The sequence below is a fragment of the Paraburkholderia sp. GV068 genome (assembly GCF_003058125.1).
GTDB classification, from domain to species: Bacteria; Pseudomonadota; Gammaproteobacteria; order Burkholderiales; family Burkholderiaceae; genus Paraburkholderia; species Paraburkholderia graminis.
Genome location: NZ_QBUB01000004.1, coordinates 178,505 through 191,853 on the forward strand (window position 1 = coordinate 178,505; position 13,349 = coordinate 191,853).

13 protein-coding genes are annotated in these 13,349 nt (G+C 62.9%); 1 reads left to right on the forward strand and 12 read right to left on the reverse strand.

Annotated features, from left to right (window positions below; all coding sequences use genetic code 11):
* Window positions 1–3: 3 nt before the first annotated feature.
* Genes C8K18_RS10830 through rhaM form a run of 5 tightly spaced genes read right to left on the reverse strand, consistent with a single transcriptional unit; the run spans window position 4 to window position 4,914 of the window.
* Window positions 4–1,020, reverse strand: coding sequence for an ABC transporter permease (locus tag C8K18_RS10830; protein ID WP_107707455.1), 1,017 nt, complete (start codon window positions 1,018–1,020; stop codon window positions 4–6).
* A complete protein-coding gene (locus C8K18_RS10835; protein ID WP_107707456.1) occupies window positions 1,013–2,077 on the reverse strand; it encodes an ABC transporter permease in 1,065 nt (354 codons plus the stop codon). Before C8K18_RS10835 ends, C8K18_RS10830 begins: the two co-directional genes overlap by 8 nt.
* Window positions 2,074–3,603, reverse strand: coding sequence for a sugar ABC transporter ATP-binding protein (locus tag C8K18_RS10840; protein WP_107707457.1), 1,530 nt, complete (start codon window positions 3,601–3,603; stop codon window positions 2,074–2,076). Before C8K18_RS10840 ends, C8K18_RS10835 begins: the two co-directional genes overlap by 4 nt.
* A gap of 56 nt (window positions 3,604–3,659) precedes the next feature.
* On the reverse strand, window positions 3,660–4,553 hold the full coding sequence (locus tag C8K18_RS10845) for an amidohydrolase (RefSeq protein ID WP_107707458.1): 894 nt from the start codon (window positions 4,551–4,553) through the stop codon (window positions 3,660–3,662).
* Window positions 4,554–4,590: 37 nt separating this feature from the next.
* Window positions 4,591–4,914: an L-rhamnose mutarotase gene (gene rhaM, locus C8K18_RS10850; protein WP_107707459.1), complete on the reverse strand. Its 324-nt coding sequence runs from the start codon at window positions 4,912–4,914 to the stop codon at window positions 4,591–4,593.
* A 138-nt stretch (window positions 4,915–5,052) separates the two neighbouring features.
* Between rhaM and C8K18_RS10855 the strand changes: the two genes are divergently transcribed.
* A complete protein-coding gene (locus C8K18_RS10855; protein WP_006046686.1) occupies window positions 5,053–6,048 on the forward strand; it encodes a LysR family transcriptional regulator in 996 nt (331 codons plus the stop codon).
* A gap of 15 nt (window positions 6,049–6,063) precedes the next feature.
* Here C8K18_RS10855 and C8K18_RS10860 read toward each other — a convergent pair whose 3' ends face one another.
* The 7 genes from C8K18_RS10860 to C8K18_RS10890 form a co-directional block, all read right to left on the reverse strand.
* A complete protein-coding gene (locus C8K18_RS10860) occupies window positions 6,064–6,846 on the reverse strand; it encodes an SDR family NAD(P)-dependent oxidoreductase (RefSeq protein WP_053859279.1) in 783 nt (260 codons plus the stop codon).
* Window positions 6,847–6,888: 42 nt separating this feature from the next.
* Window positions 6,889–8,067 carry an L-rhamnonate dehydratase gene (gene rhmD, locus C8K18_RS10865; RefSeq protein WP_029965876.1) on the reverse strand — a complete coding sequence of 393 codons (1,179 nt, stop codon included), beginning with the start codon at window positions 8,065–8,067 and terminating at the stop codon, window positions 6,889–6,891.
* 48 nt (window positions 8,068–8,115) lie between these two features.
* Window positions 8,116–9,444 (reverse strand): MFS transporter, encoded by a 1,329-nt coding sequence (locus C8K18_RS10870; protein ID WP_053859280.1) that lies wholly within the window; start codon window positions 9,442–9,444, stop codon window positions 8,116–8,118.
* 88 nt (window positions 9,445–9,532) lie between these two features.
* Window positions 9,533–10,285: an SDR family NAD(P)-dependent oxidoreductase gene (locus C8K18_RS10875; RefSeq protein ID WP_006046682.1), complete on the reverse strand. Its 753-nt coding sequence runs from the start codon at window positions 10,283–10,285 to the stop codon at window positions 9,533–9,535.
* 175 nt (window positions 10,286–10,460) lie between these two features.
* Window positions 10,461–10,805 carry a hypothetical protein gene (locus tag C8K18_RS10880; protein ID WP_006046681.1) on the reverse strand — a complete coding sequence of 115 codons (345 nt, stop codon included), beginning with the start codon at window positions 10,803–10,805 and terminating at the stop codon, window positions 10,461–10,463.
* A gap of 146 nt (window positions 10,806–10,951) precedes the next feature.
* Window positions 10,952–12,211, reverse strand: coding sequence for an MFS transporter (locus C8K18_RS10885; protein ID WP_107707460.1), 1,260 nt, complete (start codon window positions 12,209–12,211; stop codon window positions 10,952–10,954).
* Between the two features lie 198 nt (window positions 12,212–12,409).
* Entirely contained in the window at window positions 12,410–13,312 is a 903-nt protein-coding gene (locus C8K18_RS10890; protein WP_053859282.1) for a LysR family transcriptional regulator, read from the reverse strand.
* Between the last annotated feature and the right edge of the window lie 37 nt (window positions 13,313–13,349).

Genomic DNA, 13,349 nt, shown 5'->3' on the forward strand with positions numbered 1-13,349 from the left:
ACGTTACGGGGAAGAAACCGACTTCGCGATGAACCGCCGGTCGTGTGCCGCGCGCCAGCGCGCAACCAGATTCGGTATCAGCACCGATGCAAGCAGCAGCACGCCGGTGACGATGGTGAGCGTCTCGCTGGACACGTCGTCGAGCGTCAACGCGTTTTTCAGCACGCCGATAATCAGCAGCGACAGCAGCACGCCGATCATCGAGCCGCGTCCGCCGAAAATGCTCACGCCGCCGAACAGCACGGCAGCAATCACCGACAACTCGAAGCCTTCGCCGTTATCGCCGCGCGCGCTCGTGAAGCGCAGCGTGTAGACCACACCGGCCAGCGCGCTCATCAAACCCGACAGCACGAACAGACGCAGCCTGATCTTCGCGACCTCGATGCCGGAGAACGCGGCCGCGGTCGGATTCGCGCCTATCGCATAGAGGCTGCGGCCAAACGCGGTAGCCTGCAGCAGCACCGTAAACAGCACGGCGCCGACGATCACGATCGCAAACGGCAACGGGATGAAAGTCGCGCCGAGCGTGTCCATGCCGAACGCCGTATAAGCAGGCGGAAAATCGGCGACGGCCTGATCGCCGAGCAGCACATACGCGAGCCCGCGAAACAGCGCGAGCGTGCCGATCGTGACCGCGAGCGACGGCAGGTTCAGCTTCACGATCACGAGGCCGTTGAGCAGCCCGGCGACCGCGCCCGCGACCAGCACGAGCGCGATCACGACCGGCATCGGCAAGCCCATATGCCACAGCACGCCCATCAATGCGCTCGATGCACCGAGCACCGAAGCCACCGACAGATCGATTTCAGCGGCGACGATAATCAGCGTCATCGGCAGCGCCATCAACGCGATCTCGGTGAGATCGGCCAGCACGTTGCTCAGATTTGCGCCGGTCAGGAAGACGGGCGACAGCATGCGTCCGAGTGCAAGCGACAGTATCAGCACGATCACCAGCAGCGCTTCCCATTGCAGCGGCGTTTCGCGTTTGCGCGTGAGCAGCGCGGAATCGGGTTTAGCCATGATCGCGTTTCCTCATCATGCGTTTGGCGACGGAGCGGGCCAGCAAGGTATCGGCGGTGATCGCGGCGACGATCAGCGCGCCTTCGATCGCCTGCTCCCAGAACGGCGAAACGTGCAGCACGACAAGCGCAATGCTGATCACGCCGAGCACGAGCGCGCCGAGCGTTGCACCGAGTATGGTGCCGACGCCGCCTGTAATCGCCACGCTGCCGACCACGGCCGCCGCCACCACTTGCAGCTCGATGCCCTTCGCGGTGCTCGCATCGACGGTGCCGAAGCGCGCGAGCCACAATGCGCCCGCAAAGCCGGCAATCGCGCCGGACAGCAGAAAGCCCGCCATCACGCGCCGCTCGACATTCACACCGGCAAGACGCGCCGCTTCAGGATTCGAGCCGATCGCATAGTGCTCGCGTCCGCCGCGAAACTGCTTGAGGTAGATCGCGAGCGCGAGCAGCACGACGGCGGCGATCAGCGCGAGCGTCGGTATGCCAAAGAAAGTGCCTGTGGCAAGGCGCGAATACGCTTCGGGCAAGCTCGTTGCGTTGATCTGTCCGCCATGCACCCACGCGTAATCGGCGCCGCGAAAAATGTACAGCGTGGAGAGCGTCGCGACGAGCGACGGCACGCGGCCCACCGCCACGAGCAACGCGTTGATGCCGCCCGCGACGAGGCCAATCGCGAGTCCCGCCGCGAGCGCGACGATTACCGGCATCTGCGGAAACGCAACGTAGAGGCTGCCCACTGCATACGCGCTGATGCCGACCGTCGAGCCCACCGACAGGTCGATATGACGCATCAGGATCACCACGGTCATGCCCGCGGTCAACAGGCTGATGATCGACACGTTGAGCAGCACGTCACGCAGATTCTGCAAGTTCAGGAACTGCGGCCTCGCGAGCGCGGTGCCCACGATCAGCAGAATCAGCACGACGAAGAGCGTCGTCTCGCGGCTCTTCGCGAGGCTCGCGACGAAGCCGCCTGGCGTACTCGCGGAGCGCTTCGAAGATGGCGGCGGCGTCTGCACCGGCGCGGCATGAGTCGATGAGTGGCGCATCATGCGGCCCGTCCCAGCGGTGGAATGGGTTGTCCGAGTGCCGCCGCCATGATGCGTTCCTCGTCGGCCTCGGCGCGCGCGATCTCCGCGCTGATGCGTCCTTCGTGCATCACCAGCACGCGGTCGGCCATGCCGAGTACTTCAGGCAATTCGCTCGAAATCATCAGCACCGCCATGCCGTCCTGCACGAGTTCGGCAAGCGCGCCATATACCTCGGCTTTTGCGCCGACGTCGATACCGCGCGTGGGTTCGTCGATGATCAGCACTTTCGGGCCCGTTGCGAGCCACTTGCCGAGCACCACCTTCTGCTGATTGCCGCCCGATAACGTGCCCACTGGCGCATGCGGATCGCCCGCTTTCAGACGCAGCCGCGTGCCCCATTTGTTCGCAAGCTGCGTCTCGCTGCGCGTCGTGATCAGGCCGTGTCTGACGAGCCTGCCCAGCACCGTCATCGACGCATTGCGCGCGATGCTCAGCTCCAGCGCGAGTCCTTGCTGGCGTCTGTCTTCGGGCACGAGCGCGAGTCCCGCGCGCACCGCGGCCGCTGCGTTGCCCGCGGCAAGGCGCTTGCCGCCGACCAGGATTTCGCCGGCATCCAGCGGGTCGATGCCGAAGATCGCGCGCGCGACTTCGCTGCGCCCCGCACCGACGAGACCCGCGAGCGCGACGATTTCGCCTGCGCGGACATCGAACGAAATGTCCTTGAAAACGCCGACGCGCGTGAGGCCGCGAACCGACAGACGCACTTCGCCGGGCGGCCGCTCCGCTTTCGGATAGAACGTCTCCAGATCGCGGCCGACCATTTTTGCCACGATGGCGTCGGTGTTCAGATCAGCGGTGAGGCCGTCGAACACCTTCGCGCCGTCGCGCATGATGGTGACGCGCTGCGTCAGCGCGAAGACCTCGTCGAGCCGGTGCGTGATGAAAAGAATCGCCACGTCCCGCTCGCGCAGCTTGCGCACGATTGCAAAGAGCCGTTCGACTTCGGGCAGCGACAACGCGGCGGTCGGTTCGTCCATGATCAGCACGTTCGCGTTCAGCGACAACGCCTTGGCAATTTCAATCACCTGCTGATCCGCAATCGACAAACCGCGCACCAGTTGATCGGCACGCAGATCGACGCCGAGCGACGCGAGCAGGCCGTCCACTTCGCGGCGCATCGCGTCGTACTGAATGCGGCCGATGCGGTCCACGGGCTGCCGTCCCATGAAGATGTTTTCCGCAATCGACAGGTCGAAGAACAGCGTCGGCTCCTGGTAGATCACGGCGAGTCCGGCATCGCGTGCTTCGGCGGGCGTCGCAAAGCGGCGCGGCGTGCCGTCGACGAGCATCTCGCCGCTATCGGGCTGATGCACGCCCGCGAGAATCTTCACGAGCGTCGACTTGCCCGCGCCGTTTTCGCCGAGCAGCGCATGCACTTCGCCGGGCCACAGCACGAGATCGCCGTCGGACAGTGCGCGCACGCGCCCGAACGATTTGCTCGCATGCCGCAATTCGAGCCTCGGCTGAGCGGTTGAGGGTTGCTGCACTGCGTGTCTCCTTCGTTTGCGTTTATCGGGCGCTTTTGTTTTTTTGCCGCGGTTTTTCAGATCCGATAGAAGCGCTCCGCGTTGCCGCAAAAGAGCGCCTCTTTCTCCGCGACACTCGCGCCTTCCACAATCGCGGCATACGCATGCCACAAATCCGTATACGACCCGAACAAACGGTCGACGGGAAAGTTCGACGCGAACATCGCGCGCTCGGCACCGAACGCGTCGATCGTCTCGAGCACATAGGGCCGCAGGCTTTCCACCGTCCATTGATGATCGAACATCGCGAGCCCGCTGATCTTCACGTACACGTTGCTGCAACCGGCGAGCATGCGCAGGCCGTCGCGCCACGCGCGATAACCGGCGACGCTGCTTCGGTCCACGAACATGCCCGCATGATTGACGGCGAACAGCGTGTCCGAATGCGCGCGCGCCAGAGCGGCGGCCTCTTCCATTTGCGACGGATACAACTGCAAATCGAACGACATGCCGTGACGGCGCAGCAACGCAAAGTTCTCGCGCCACTGCGGCTCGCGCATGTAATGGCGGCCGACGTAATCGAACAATCTGTTCTCGTGCACATTGAGAATCTGCCGCACGCCGCGCGTATTCGCAAACGACGCATGCGCTTCGAGCACCGCGGGCGCATTCGGCGAAGCGAGATCGACGGCGGCGACGATCGCGTTCGGCATGCCGCGCGATTCGGCGCGATCGGCGATGCCTTGCAGCCAGCGCGTCTCCTCGACGGGATCGGCGGGATCGTGATTCGCTTCAACGTGTACGAGTTTTTTCACGTCGATGTCGCCCGCTTCTGCAAGCAGGTTATCGAGCAGATAGTCGTGCTTCAGAGCGCGCGCGTCGCCGACGAACGACACGCCCGGATTTTCCAGCCAAGGGTAACGGTGCGTCTTCAGATCCCACAGGTGGATATGCGAATCGACAACCTGCATGCGATGCCTCCGTCTTTATAGCGTGGCAAGCAATCAATTAGCTGAGCGAACTCAGATGAAACACCTGTTCGAGCGGCTGCTGAAGCGGCGTGTGGTCCGCGGCGGTATGCATGATGTCGGCCATGTAATCCCACCATTTGCGCATGACTTCGAGTTCGGGAAGCGCGTCCATCGTGTGATGCGTGGTGCGCGTGAGCACCGCGAAAAGATGATCGGTGCCGGGATCGAAGAAGATGCGGTACTCGCGCACGCCGGCGTTGTGCAATGCGTCAACCAGTTCCGGCCAGATCTGTGCGTGCCGGCGCTCGTATTCCTCGCGCATGCCGGGGTTGAGCACCATCCGGAAAGCGATTGTCTCCATTGCGGCTGTCTCTTCGTTGTCTGTTCGTTATGGGCGCTTTCGCGGCGAAGCGCCTGCAAAGACTATAATTCGAGCGTCGATAGCATCTCAATCCGTTGTTGGGATTGGGCGATCCACAATCCGAATCGCACCGGGACCATGAGCCAACTCTCAGCAACCGTCGCACTCGTCAATCGGCTCAAGTTCAAGCACCTCGCGCTGCTCGTCGCGCTCGACGACGCGCGCAATCTCCATCAGGCCGCCGAAGCCGTCAACGTCGCGCAGCCGAGCGCGAGCCGCATGCTCGGCGACATCGAGGAAGCGTTCGGCTTTCTGCTGTTCGAGCGCAATGCGCGCGGCATGACGCCCACGCCGCTCGGCGTCGTCACGCTGGCCTACGCGCGGCGCGCGCTCGCCGAACTCACGCGTTTCGCCGAAGACCTCGAAGTCAAGCGCCGCGGCGGACACGGCCAGTTGACGGTCGGCGCGATCATGGGCGCCGCGCCCGATCTGATGGCGATGGCGGTGGCCGCGCTCAAAACCGAAAGCCCCTTGCTCAACGTGCGCATACTCGGGGAAACCAGCGACCAGGTCGTGCAGTTGCTGCATCGCCGCGAAGTCGATCTCGCGCTTGGACGGCTGACGAGTCCGTTGCAACACAACGACTTCAGTTTCGAGCCGCTCGCGCGCGAGACCTTGATGCTCGTGGTGCGCTCCGTACATCCGCTCGCGAGCCGCGCGCGCATCACGTTGCGCGAACTGATCGACTGGCCGTGGGTTGCGCAGCCCGTCAGCAGCCCGGCGCGCGTGCTGTTCGAGGAAGAACTCGCGCGTGCGGGGCTCGCGACGCCGGTCAATCTCACCGAATGCGCGTCGATCTTCGCGACGCTGCAATTGCTCGAGAACTACGATGCGGTCGCGATGCTGCCGGAGTCGGTCGTGCGCGATCACCTGCGCGGCAAACTGCTGGTCGCATTGCCGCTCGAAATCGGCAAGAGCCTTGCGGGTTTCGGCATTCTCACGCGCAAGGAAGAACCGCTCGCCGAGCCGGCGCTGCGCTTCATCGAACTGCTGCGCGGTTTCTCGCGGCGCCTCACACGCGATGGCGGCACCACGTCCACGCTGGCCGCGAATGCTTCCGCACCGGTTAGCTGAAATCGGCATCGCGCGTCATTGCAGATTGACGAACAGCCCGCCGTCGACGAGCAACGCCGCGCCCGTCACATAGCGCGCACGGTCGGACGCGAGAAACACCACGCAATCCGCCACATCGTCGGGACGGCCCAGGCGCCCGAGCGGAATGCGCTTTTCGAAGTAGGCTTTCTTCGCTTCGTCGGCGAGGTCTTCCGCGTTGAGGTCCGTCGCGATCGTGCCTGGCATCACCGAGTTGCAGCGGATGCCATACGGTCCCAATGCAACCGCACACGACTGCATCAGCGAGTGAACGCCGGCCTTGGTCGGCGTGTAATGCGTCTGCATGCCGCCGCCGACGAGCGCGCTGATCGAACTCGTCGCGACAATCGCGCCGCCCGTGCCCTGCGCTTTCATTTGCTGCGCGGCGGCTTGCGTGACGTAGAACGCGCCGTTCAGATTCACCGCGACGGTGGACTCGAGTACTTCCGCCGGCATGTCGAGAAACGCATGGAACGGGCAGATGCCCGCGTTACTCGCGAGCACGTCCACCTTGCCGAATGCCTGCACGGTTTCGCGCACCAGTTGCTGGCCCGTCTCGCGCGCGGCGACATTGCCTTCAATAGCGATCACGCGCCGCCCGAGCGCCTCGATTTCCTCGACCACTTCGGCGACGGCCGAGCGGCGTCCGTACGACGCGTCGTTATCGCCCCAGTAGTTGATCGCGACGTCCGCGCCTTCCGTTGCGCACGCAACGGCTATCGCGCGCCCGATGCCGCGCGAACCGCCGGTGACGATCACGACCTTGTCCTTGAGCAGCACGTCATTCTCCTTCGCTGATTGAATCGAAAGAAGCGCAGCGCATTAGCGCGGATAAGGCCGCACCAGCGTGCATTCCGGATTGAGCCGCACGCCGAAGCCCGGCGTGTCGGGCACTTTCATGCGTCCATTGACGGGCACCGGTTCGTCGAGCAGAAGCGGCGTGAACATCGGCACGACTTCGTCGGCTTTGGGCGCCATCATCAGAAACTCGGAGAACGGCGAGTTATGACGCGTGACGACGAAATGATAGCTATACACCGACGAACCATGCGGCACCACCATCACGTTATGCGCATCCGCAAGCGCCGAGATCTTGATGAGCTCGGTAATGCCGCCGCACCAGCCCACGTCCGGTTGAATCAGATCGCAGCATTGCATCTCGAGCAGCATGCGAAAGCCCCAACGCGTCGCCTCATGTTCTCCCGTCGACACCATCATGCCGCGCGGCACGTTGCGCCGCAGTTCGGCGTAACCCCAGTAGTCGTCGGGCGACAGGCACTCTTCTATCCATTTCAGTCCGTACTCGTGTGCGGCATGCGCGAGCCGCGTCGCATACGGCACGTCGAGACTCATCCAGCAGTCGTACATCAGCCAGAAGTCGTCGCCGACGCGGCTGCGCATGTCGGCAAGTTTCTCGAGGTTGAGCTTGAGTCCCGCTTCGCCTTCGGCGGGACCGTGCTGCAACGGCAGTTTTCCGCCGATAAAGCCCATTTCTTTCGCGAGATCGGGACGCGCGCCGGTTGCATAGAACACCAGTTCGTCACGCACCGGACCGCCCAATAGCTGATAGACCGGCTCCTTGCGCACTTTCGCGAGCAGATCCCACAGCGCGAGATCGACGCCGGAAATCGTATTGAGCACGACGCCTTTGCGCCCGTAATAAAGCGTGGCGTAGTACATCTGATCCCACATCTTCTCGATGTCGGTGACGAGCTGGCCTTCGAGAAAACGCGCCAGATGTTTTTCGACGATGAATGCGCCGATCTCGCCGCCCGTCGTCACCGCGAAGCCGACTGTGCCGTCGCTCGCTTCTATTTCGACAACCAGCGTACCGAGTACATTGATGCCGAACGACTGGCGGCTCTGACGGTACTCCGGATAACGCGCCATCGGCGTCGAGATGTGATCGTCGATCCAGTGTCCGCCGGGTTGGTCGTGATAGTCCGCTCCGCCGCCGCGGACGATGAAGGCACGCACGTGCCGGATTGTGGGCATGGCCATGAGAGAGAGGCTCCGTGATGGGCGTCGAAGGTGTCGCCGGAAATGCGCCTAGCGGGCGCGATGCAGCAGGTCGTGAAATGAATCGGCAGGCTGCGCGCCGTCGCGGCGCAACAGCGTGCCGATCAGCAGCGCGGCGAGCAGACTGGACGCGCCGAGAACGACCAGTCCCGCCGATGTCGAGGAAAACGCGCGCTCGGCCGCGGTGCGCAAGCTCGGCGCAATGAAACCGCCGAGGCTGCCGAGCGAGTTGATCAGCGCGATGCCGCCCGCGGCGGCGGCACCGGTCAGGAGGCGCGTCGGGAATGTCCAGAACAGCGGCTGGGCGGCAATGAAACCGCTTGCCGCGCAGCACAGCGCGATGAGTCCGATGACCGGGTTATGCGCGAGCCCCGATAGGCCGATGCCGAGACCCGCCATGACGAGCAACGCGGAAGCCCAGCGACGATGCCCGCCCGTCCGATCCGCGCGGCGCGGCACGTACCAGGTGACGGCGAGCGCACACAACCACGGCAATGCGGCGACGAGTCCGACGTGAAAACCCACGGTCGTTCCAAGCAAAGCGGCGACCTGTTGCGGCAAATAGAAGATCACGCCATAGACGCTCATCTGAATCAGCAGATAGATGAGCGACAGCAGCAAAACGCGGCGATCCACCAGCGCGGCAAGAATGCGATGCGGTCCATGTGCCGAGGCTGCGCGCGCGTCTTCATCGAGCGCCGCGCGCAAGCTCGTGCGTTCGTGCGAATCGAGCCAGCGTGCGTCGTCGGGACGATTGTCGAGATACCAGAAAGCCCATATACCGACGAGCGTGGCGAGCAAGCCTTCGACGAGAAAAAGCCACTGCCAGCCCGCGAGGCCGAACGCGCCATGCAGTTCGAGCAGCGAGCCCGACAACGGACCACCGAAGATAAACGCCAACGGCGCGCCGAAATAAAACATGCCGACGGCGCGGGCGCGCGCACGCTGTGGGAACCAGTGTGCGAGGTAATAGATGACGCCGGGAAAGAAGCCTGCTTCGGCGACGCCTAATAGAAAGCGCAGCGTGTAGAACATCGTCGCGGTATGCGCCATGCACATCGCCGCCGAGACGAGTCCCCACGTCACCATGATGCGGCACATCCATGCTCGCGCGCCGACGCGATGCAGCAGCAAATTGCTTGGCACCTCGAACAATGCATAGCCGACAAAGAAAACGCCCGCGCCGAACGCAAAGGCCGCGTTCGAAAGCCCGGTGTCGTGCTGCAGCGCCTTCTGTGCGAAGCCGATGTTCGCGCGGTCGAGAAATGCCAGCACGTACATCAATAGCAGGAATGGCAGCAGCCGGCGCATGACCTTGCCGGTGATCGCCTCCAGCGAAGCGCTCGCTTGCGGGTCCATGTCATCTCCTTCGCGCAGCTCGCGTTCGCGGCCTCGCGGTTCTTGTGTGATGTGACGCGTGCGCCTTGAGCGGCGCCGCGTTGGACGCTCAGTAAGTCGCGCGTCCGCCCGACAGATCGAATACCGAGCCGGTGCTGAATGCGCAGTCTTCTGAGGCGAGCCAGAGAATCAGCGACGCCGCTTCTTCGGGGAGAAGAAAGCGGTTCATCGGAATCTTTGAAAGCATATAGTCGATGTGCTGCTGCGACATTGAATCGAAGATCTCGGTCTTTGCGGCTGCGGGCGTGACCGCGTTGACGAGAATGTTCTTCGTCGCGAGTTCCTTGCCGAGCGATTTTGTGAGGCCGATGAGCCCCGCCTTCGACGCGCTGTAGTGCGACGCGTTCGGGTTGCCCTCCTTGCCCGCGACCGACGCGATATTGACGATCCGCCCATAGCCTTGCTTGAGCATCTGCGGGACGACGGCGCGGCAGGTGAGATACGGGCCGATCAGATTGACGTCGATGACGCGCCGCCACATCTCCGGCTCCAGTTCCCATGTCGTGCCGTTGCCGCCGGTAATACCCGCCGAATTAATCAGCACGTCGATCGCGCCGTGATCGAGAACGGTCTGCGCAACCGCATGCTGGACGGCCGCTTCCTGGGTAAGTTCGACGGTGACCGCGGTCACCTTGCCGAGTGCGCTGAGTTCGCGCTGACTGCGCGCGAGCCGCTCGCCGTCGATGTCCCATAGCGCGACCGATGCACCCGAGTTCAGCGCCCGTTGCGCCACTGCATAGCCGATGCCGCGCGCGCCGCCCGTGATGGCGACAACGCGTCCTTCCAGATCGATTCGGTTCATTCGCGTCTCCAGCGTCCGTGTTTTCGTAGTGGGCTTTACGGCAATATACGGGCGCCGTGATGCGGCAACAATCCGAGAAATGGAAAGGTCGATAACAAAACTGGATCGGTGAACGGGCCGTGCGGACGTGCGGGACGATTGGCGAAGTCCGCAGGAAGAGACAGTATGAATCCGGTCAGATCGCTTCCTGGCACAGCGCCATCATGCGCTGAACCATCGTGCTCGCTTCGTTCAGTTCCATTTCGCTGGTAAAGAGCGCCTGCACATTCGACAGGCGCACGGCCACGCCCGCGTCGATGAGATCCTGGCTTGCGATTTTCAAGGCGAGTTGCCCGATGCGCACACGCTCGAGCCAATGCATGGTCGTTCTATTTTTTGCGAGCCACTGGCGGCAGCACTGAACGACGTGATCCACGCGCCACTCGGCGCTAAGCGCATACGATGCCGCCGCGATCGCCACGAGAAAGCACAGCAACTCCGCACGCGTCGCCGGAGTGTGTGTCGAGTCGACTTTTTTCATCCGCGTGATTTTTCCACCTGTCCTGTTCAACTGTGAGCACTTCGACTCGCACTTGCCGGCCGTATCCGGCCGTATAAATAGTCAGCTTAGTGAATTGAGGGCGCGCGCGTCGAAATCAACACCCGCGCCTTCTGAATGACCAAAAGCTACACGCGGCAGTTGCATTCGGTGCACGCCACCGCTTCTGGCGCAGGCTTCCTCTCGCCGCTTCTACCGAAGCTCGCGAGCGCCGCCAGTCCGAGCAACGCGAGGCCGCTGCCGAACAGAAAGTCCGTCGCAATGCCCACGTGATCGACCACGATTCCGCCGACGAGCGAACCCACCGCAATCGCCACCTGAATGATGCTCACGAAGAGCGCGGAGCCGGCTTCCGGAGAATCGGGCGTCGCGCGCTGAATCCAGATGCTGAAGCATAGCGGCAGCGCGCCGAACGCCACGCCCCACGCGAGTACGAGCGCAACGACGCCGGGCGGCGAATGCTGTAATACGGGCAGCAGAACAAGCGCGAACAGGAGCAGCGAGATCATCGCGCCGAGCGAGATTTTCAGACTGCGCGTAACCGTCGACGAAACAGCGAAGTTCGAAAAGAAGCCGATGATGCCGAAGCCGAGCAGGAGCCAGGTAATGGTCGGCATCGTCAGGTTCGCATTGCGCAGCAGGAACGGCGTGATATACGTGTACGACGAGAAATGCGCGCCGAACACGAGCCCCACCATCATCATGCTGCGGCGCGGATGCGGCCTGCGCAGCAGCGAAACGAGATCGTGCAAACGCAATGCGGCGTTCGAGGGCAGCGACGGCACGAACAGGAACTGCGCAATCAGCGCACTCGCGACGAGCCCGCCGGTTGCCATGAACGATGCGCGCCACGACGCGAAACTCGCGATGAACGTGCCGAGCGGCACGCCGATCACCGTTGCACACGTGACGCCGGTGAGGATCGTCGCCATCGCGCGCGCCGAGTCTTTCGGCAGCACGAGACGCCCGGACGCGGCAGTGGCGAGCGTCCAGAAGCCGCCGAGCGCGGCGCCGAGCAACGCGCGACCCACCAGCATCACAGTGAAATTCGGCGCGAACGCCGAAATCAGATTGGATGCCAGCAATAAAGCCGTGAGTAACAGGAAGACGCGCCGCCGATCCATGCGGCCCGCGACCAGCATCAGGCCTGGCGCAGAAATCGCGGCGATTACGCCGGGCACCGTGACCATCAAACCGGCCGTGCCAGGCGACACGCCGAGATCGGCGGCGACGCGCGGCAAGAGTCCGACCGGCAAAAATTCCGTCGTCACGAATGCAAAGGCACCGATTGCAACGGCCACAACGGCGAGCCATGAACGCAAGGGCGACGACGCTCGGTCGTCGTCGGGCGCGACCTCGCTCGCCGGCAAATTATCTTCTCTCAACATGGGTGACGCATGCTCCATCGTGATTCGTTGAAATCAAGGAAACCTCGCGAACAAAGGGGTTTTTTCATTGCCTCGCTGTCCGGTATCCTTCAGCGCAATTGAGCAAGATACAGCAGTTTGGCGGACTTCGTTTGGACACGAACGCTCTCGCGGCAAGCGTCGCGAATGACAAACACGCCGCGCGATTGAGCACTGTCCTTATCGAGTTCGCCCCGTAAAGCCGGCCTTCAGTGCATCGACGACGAGTTCAACCGCCCTCGACGACTTATGACGGCTCGGATAGTAAACATGGTGGCCGACAAATGTCGGAAACCAGTCTTCGAGAACCCAGGCGAGACGCCCGGCTTCGACATGCGGCTCCACCAGTTTCTTTGGCACGTATGCAAGCCCAAAGCCGGCGAGCGCGGCCTCGACCATCTGATAGACGTTATTGAAAGTCAGTTGCCCCTCTACGCGAACCTGTAGCTCGCGCCGCCCCTTACTCAACTCCCAGGCCAGCAACGAGTTCATGGTCGGCAGCCGCAGATTGATGCAGTTGTGCCGGGTCAGATCCTGCGGTGTTTTCGCCACGATTCTCGACGCGAGATATTCCGGCGATCCGACTATCGACATCGTCATATCGGGCGCAATGCGCATCGCGATCATGTCTTTGGCGACCTGGTCGCCGAGGCGCACGCCAATGTCGTACCCGTCCGCGACCAGATCGGAAAGACCATAGTCGTACACGAGCTCGATTTTGATCTCCGGGTATTGGTGCAATAGCGTTTGTACTCGCGGCCAGACGTATTCGTTTGCCGCGTAGTCCGTCGTAGTGATCCGAACGCTTCCGGCGGGCCGGTCCGTCATTGCACGCAGCGATTCAAGCTCTGCCTCGATGTCCCTAAGGCGCGGTCCGATTGACGAAAGCAGCCGCTCGCCCGCCTCTGTCGGCGCGACACTGCGCGTCGTGCGAGTGAGCAACGGCACGCCCATTCGCGCTTCGAGCGCGCGCACCATGCGACTCAGAGCCGATTGCGACATGCCTAGCTGCGCGGCCGCACGCGTGAAGTTCCGCTCATGCGCGACTCGCATGAACGCGGCCAGTTCGTTGAAGTCTTCCATTTCGATTCATGCACCATTGCATAAGACCATGCCAAGT

Coding starts and splice junctions, on each gene's coding strand:
- C8K18_RS10830 (WP_107707455.1), bottom strand. CDS start 1,020: ATGGCTAAACCCGATTCCGCGCTGCTCACGCGCAAACGCGAAACGCCG.
- C8K18_RS10835 (WP_107707456.1), bottom strand. CDS start 2,077: ATGATGCGCCACTCATCGACTCATGCCGCGCCGGTGCAGACGCCGCCG.
- C8K18_RS10845 (WP_107707458.1), bottom strand. CDS start 4,553: ATGCAGGTTGTCGATTCGCATATCCACCTGTGGGATCTGAAGACGCAC.
- rhaM (WP_107707459.1), bottom strand. CDS start 4,914: ATGGAGACAATCGCTTTCCGGATGGTGCTCAACCCCGGCATGCGCGAG.
- C8K18_RS10855 (WP_006046686.1), top strand. CDS start 5,053: ATGAGCCAACTCTCAGCAACCGTCGCACTCGTCAATCGGCTCAAGTTC.
- rhmD (WP_029965876.1), bottom strand. CDS start 8,067: ATGGCCATGCCCACAATCCGGCACGTGCGTGCCTTCATCGTCCGCGGC.
- C8K18_RS10870 (WP_053859280.1), bottom strand. CDS start 9,444: ATGGACCCGCAAGCGAGCGCTTCGCTGGAGGCGATCACCGGCAAGGTC.
- C8K18_RS10875 (WP_006046682.1), bottom strand. CDS start 10,285: ATGAACCGAATCGATCTGGAAGGACGCGTTGTCGCCATCACGGGCGGC.
- C8K18_RS10880 (WP_006046681.1), bottom strand. CDS start 10,805: ATGAAAAAAGTCGACTCGACACACACTCCGGCGACGCGTGCGGAGTTG.
- C8K18_RS10885 (WP_107707460.1), bottom strand. CDS start 12,211: ATGTTGAGAGAAGATAATTTGCCGGCGAGCGAGGTCGCGCCCGACGAC.
- C8K18_RS10890 (WP_053859282.1), bottom strand. CDS start 13,312: ATGGAAGACTTCAACGAACTGGCCGCGTTCATGCGAGTCGCGCATGAG.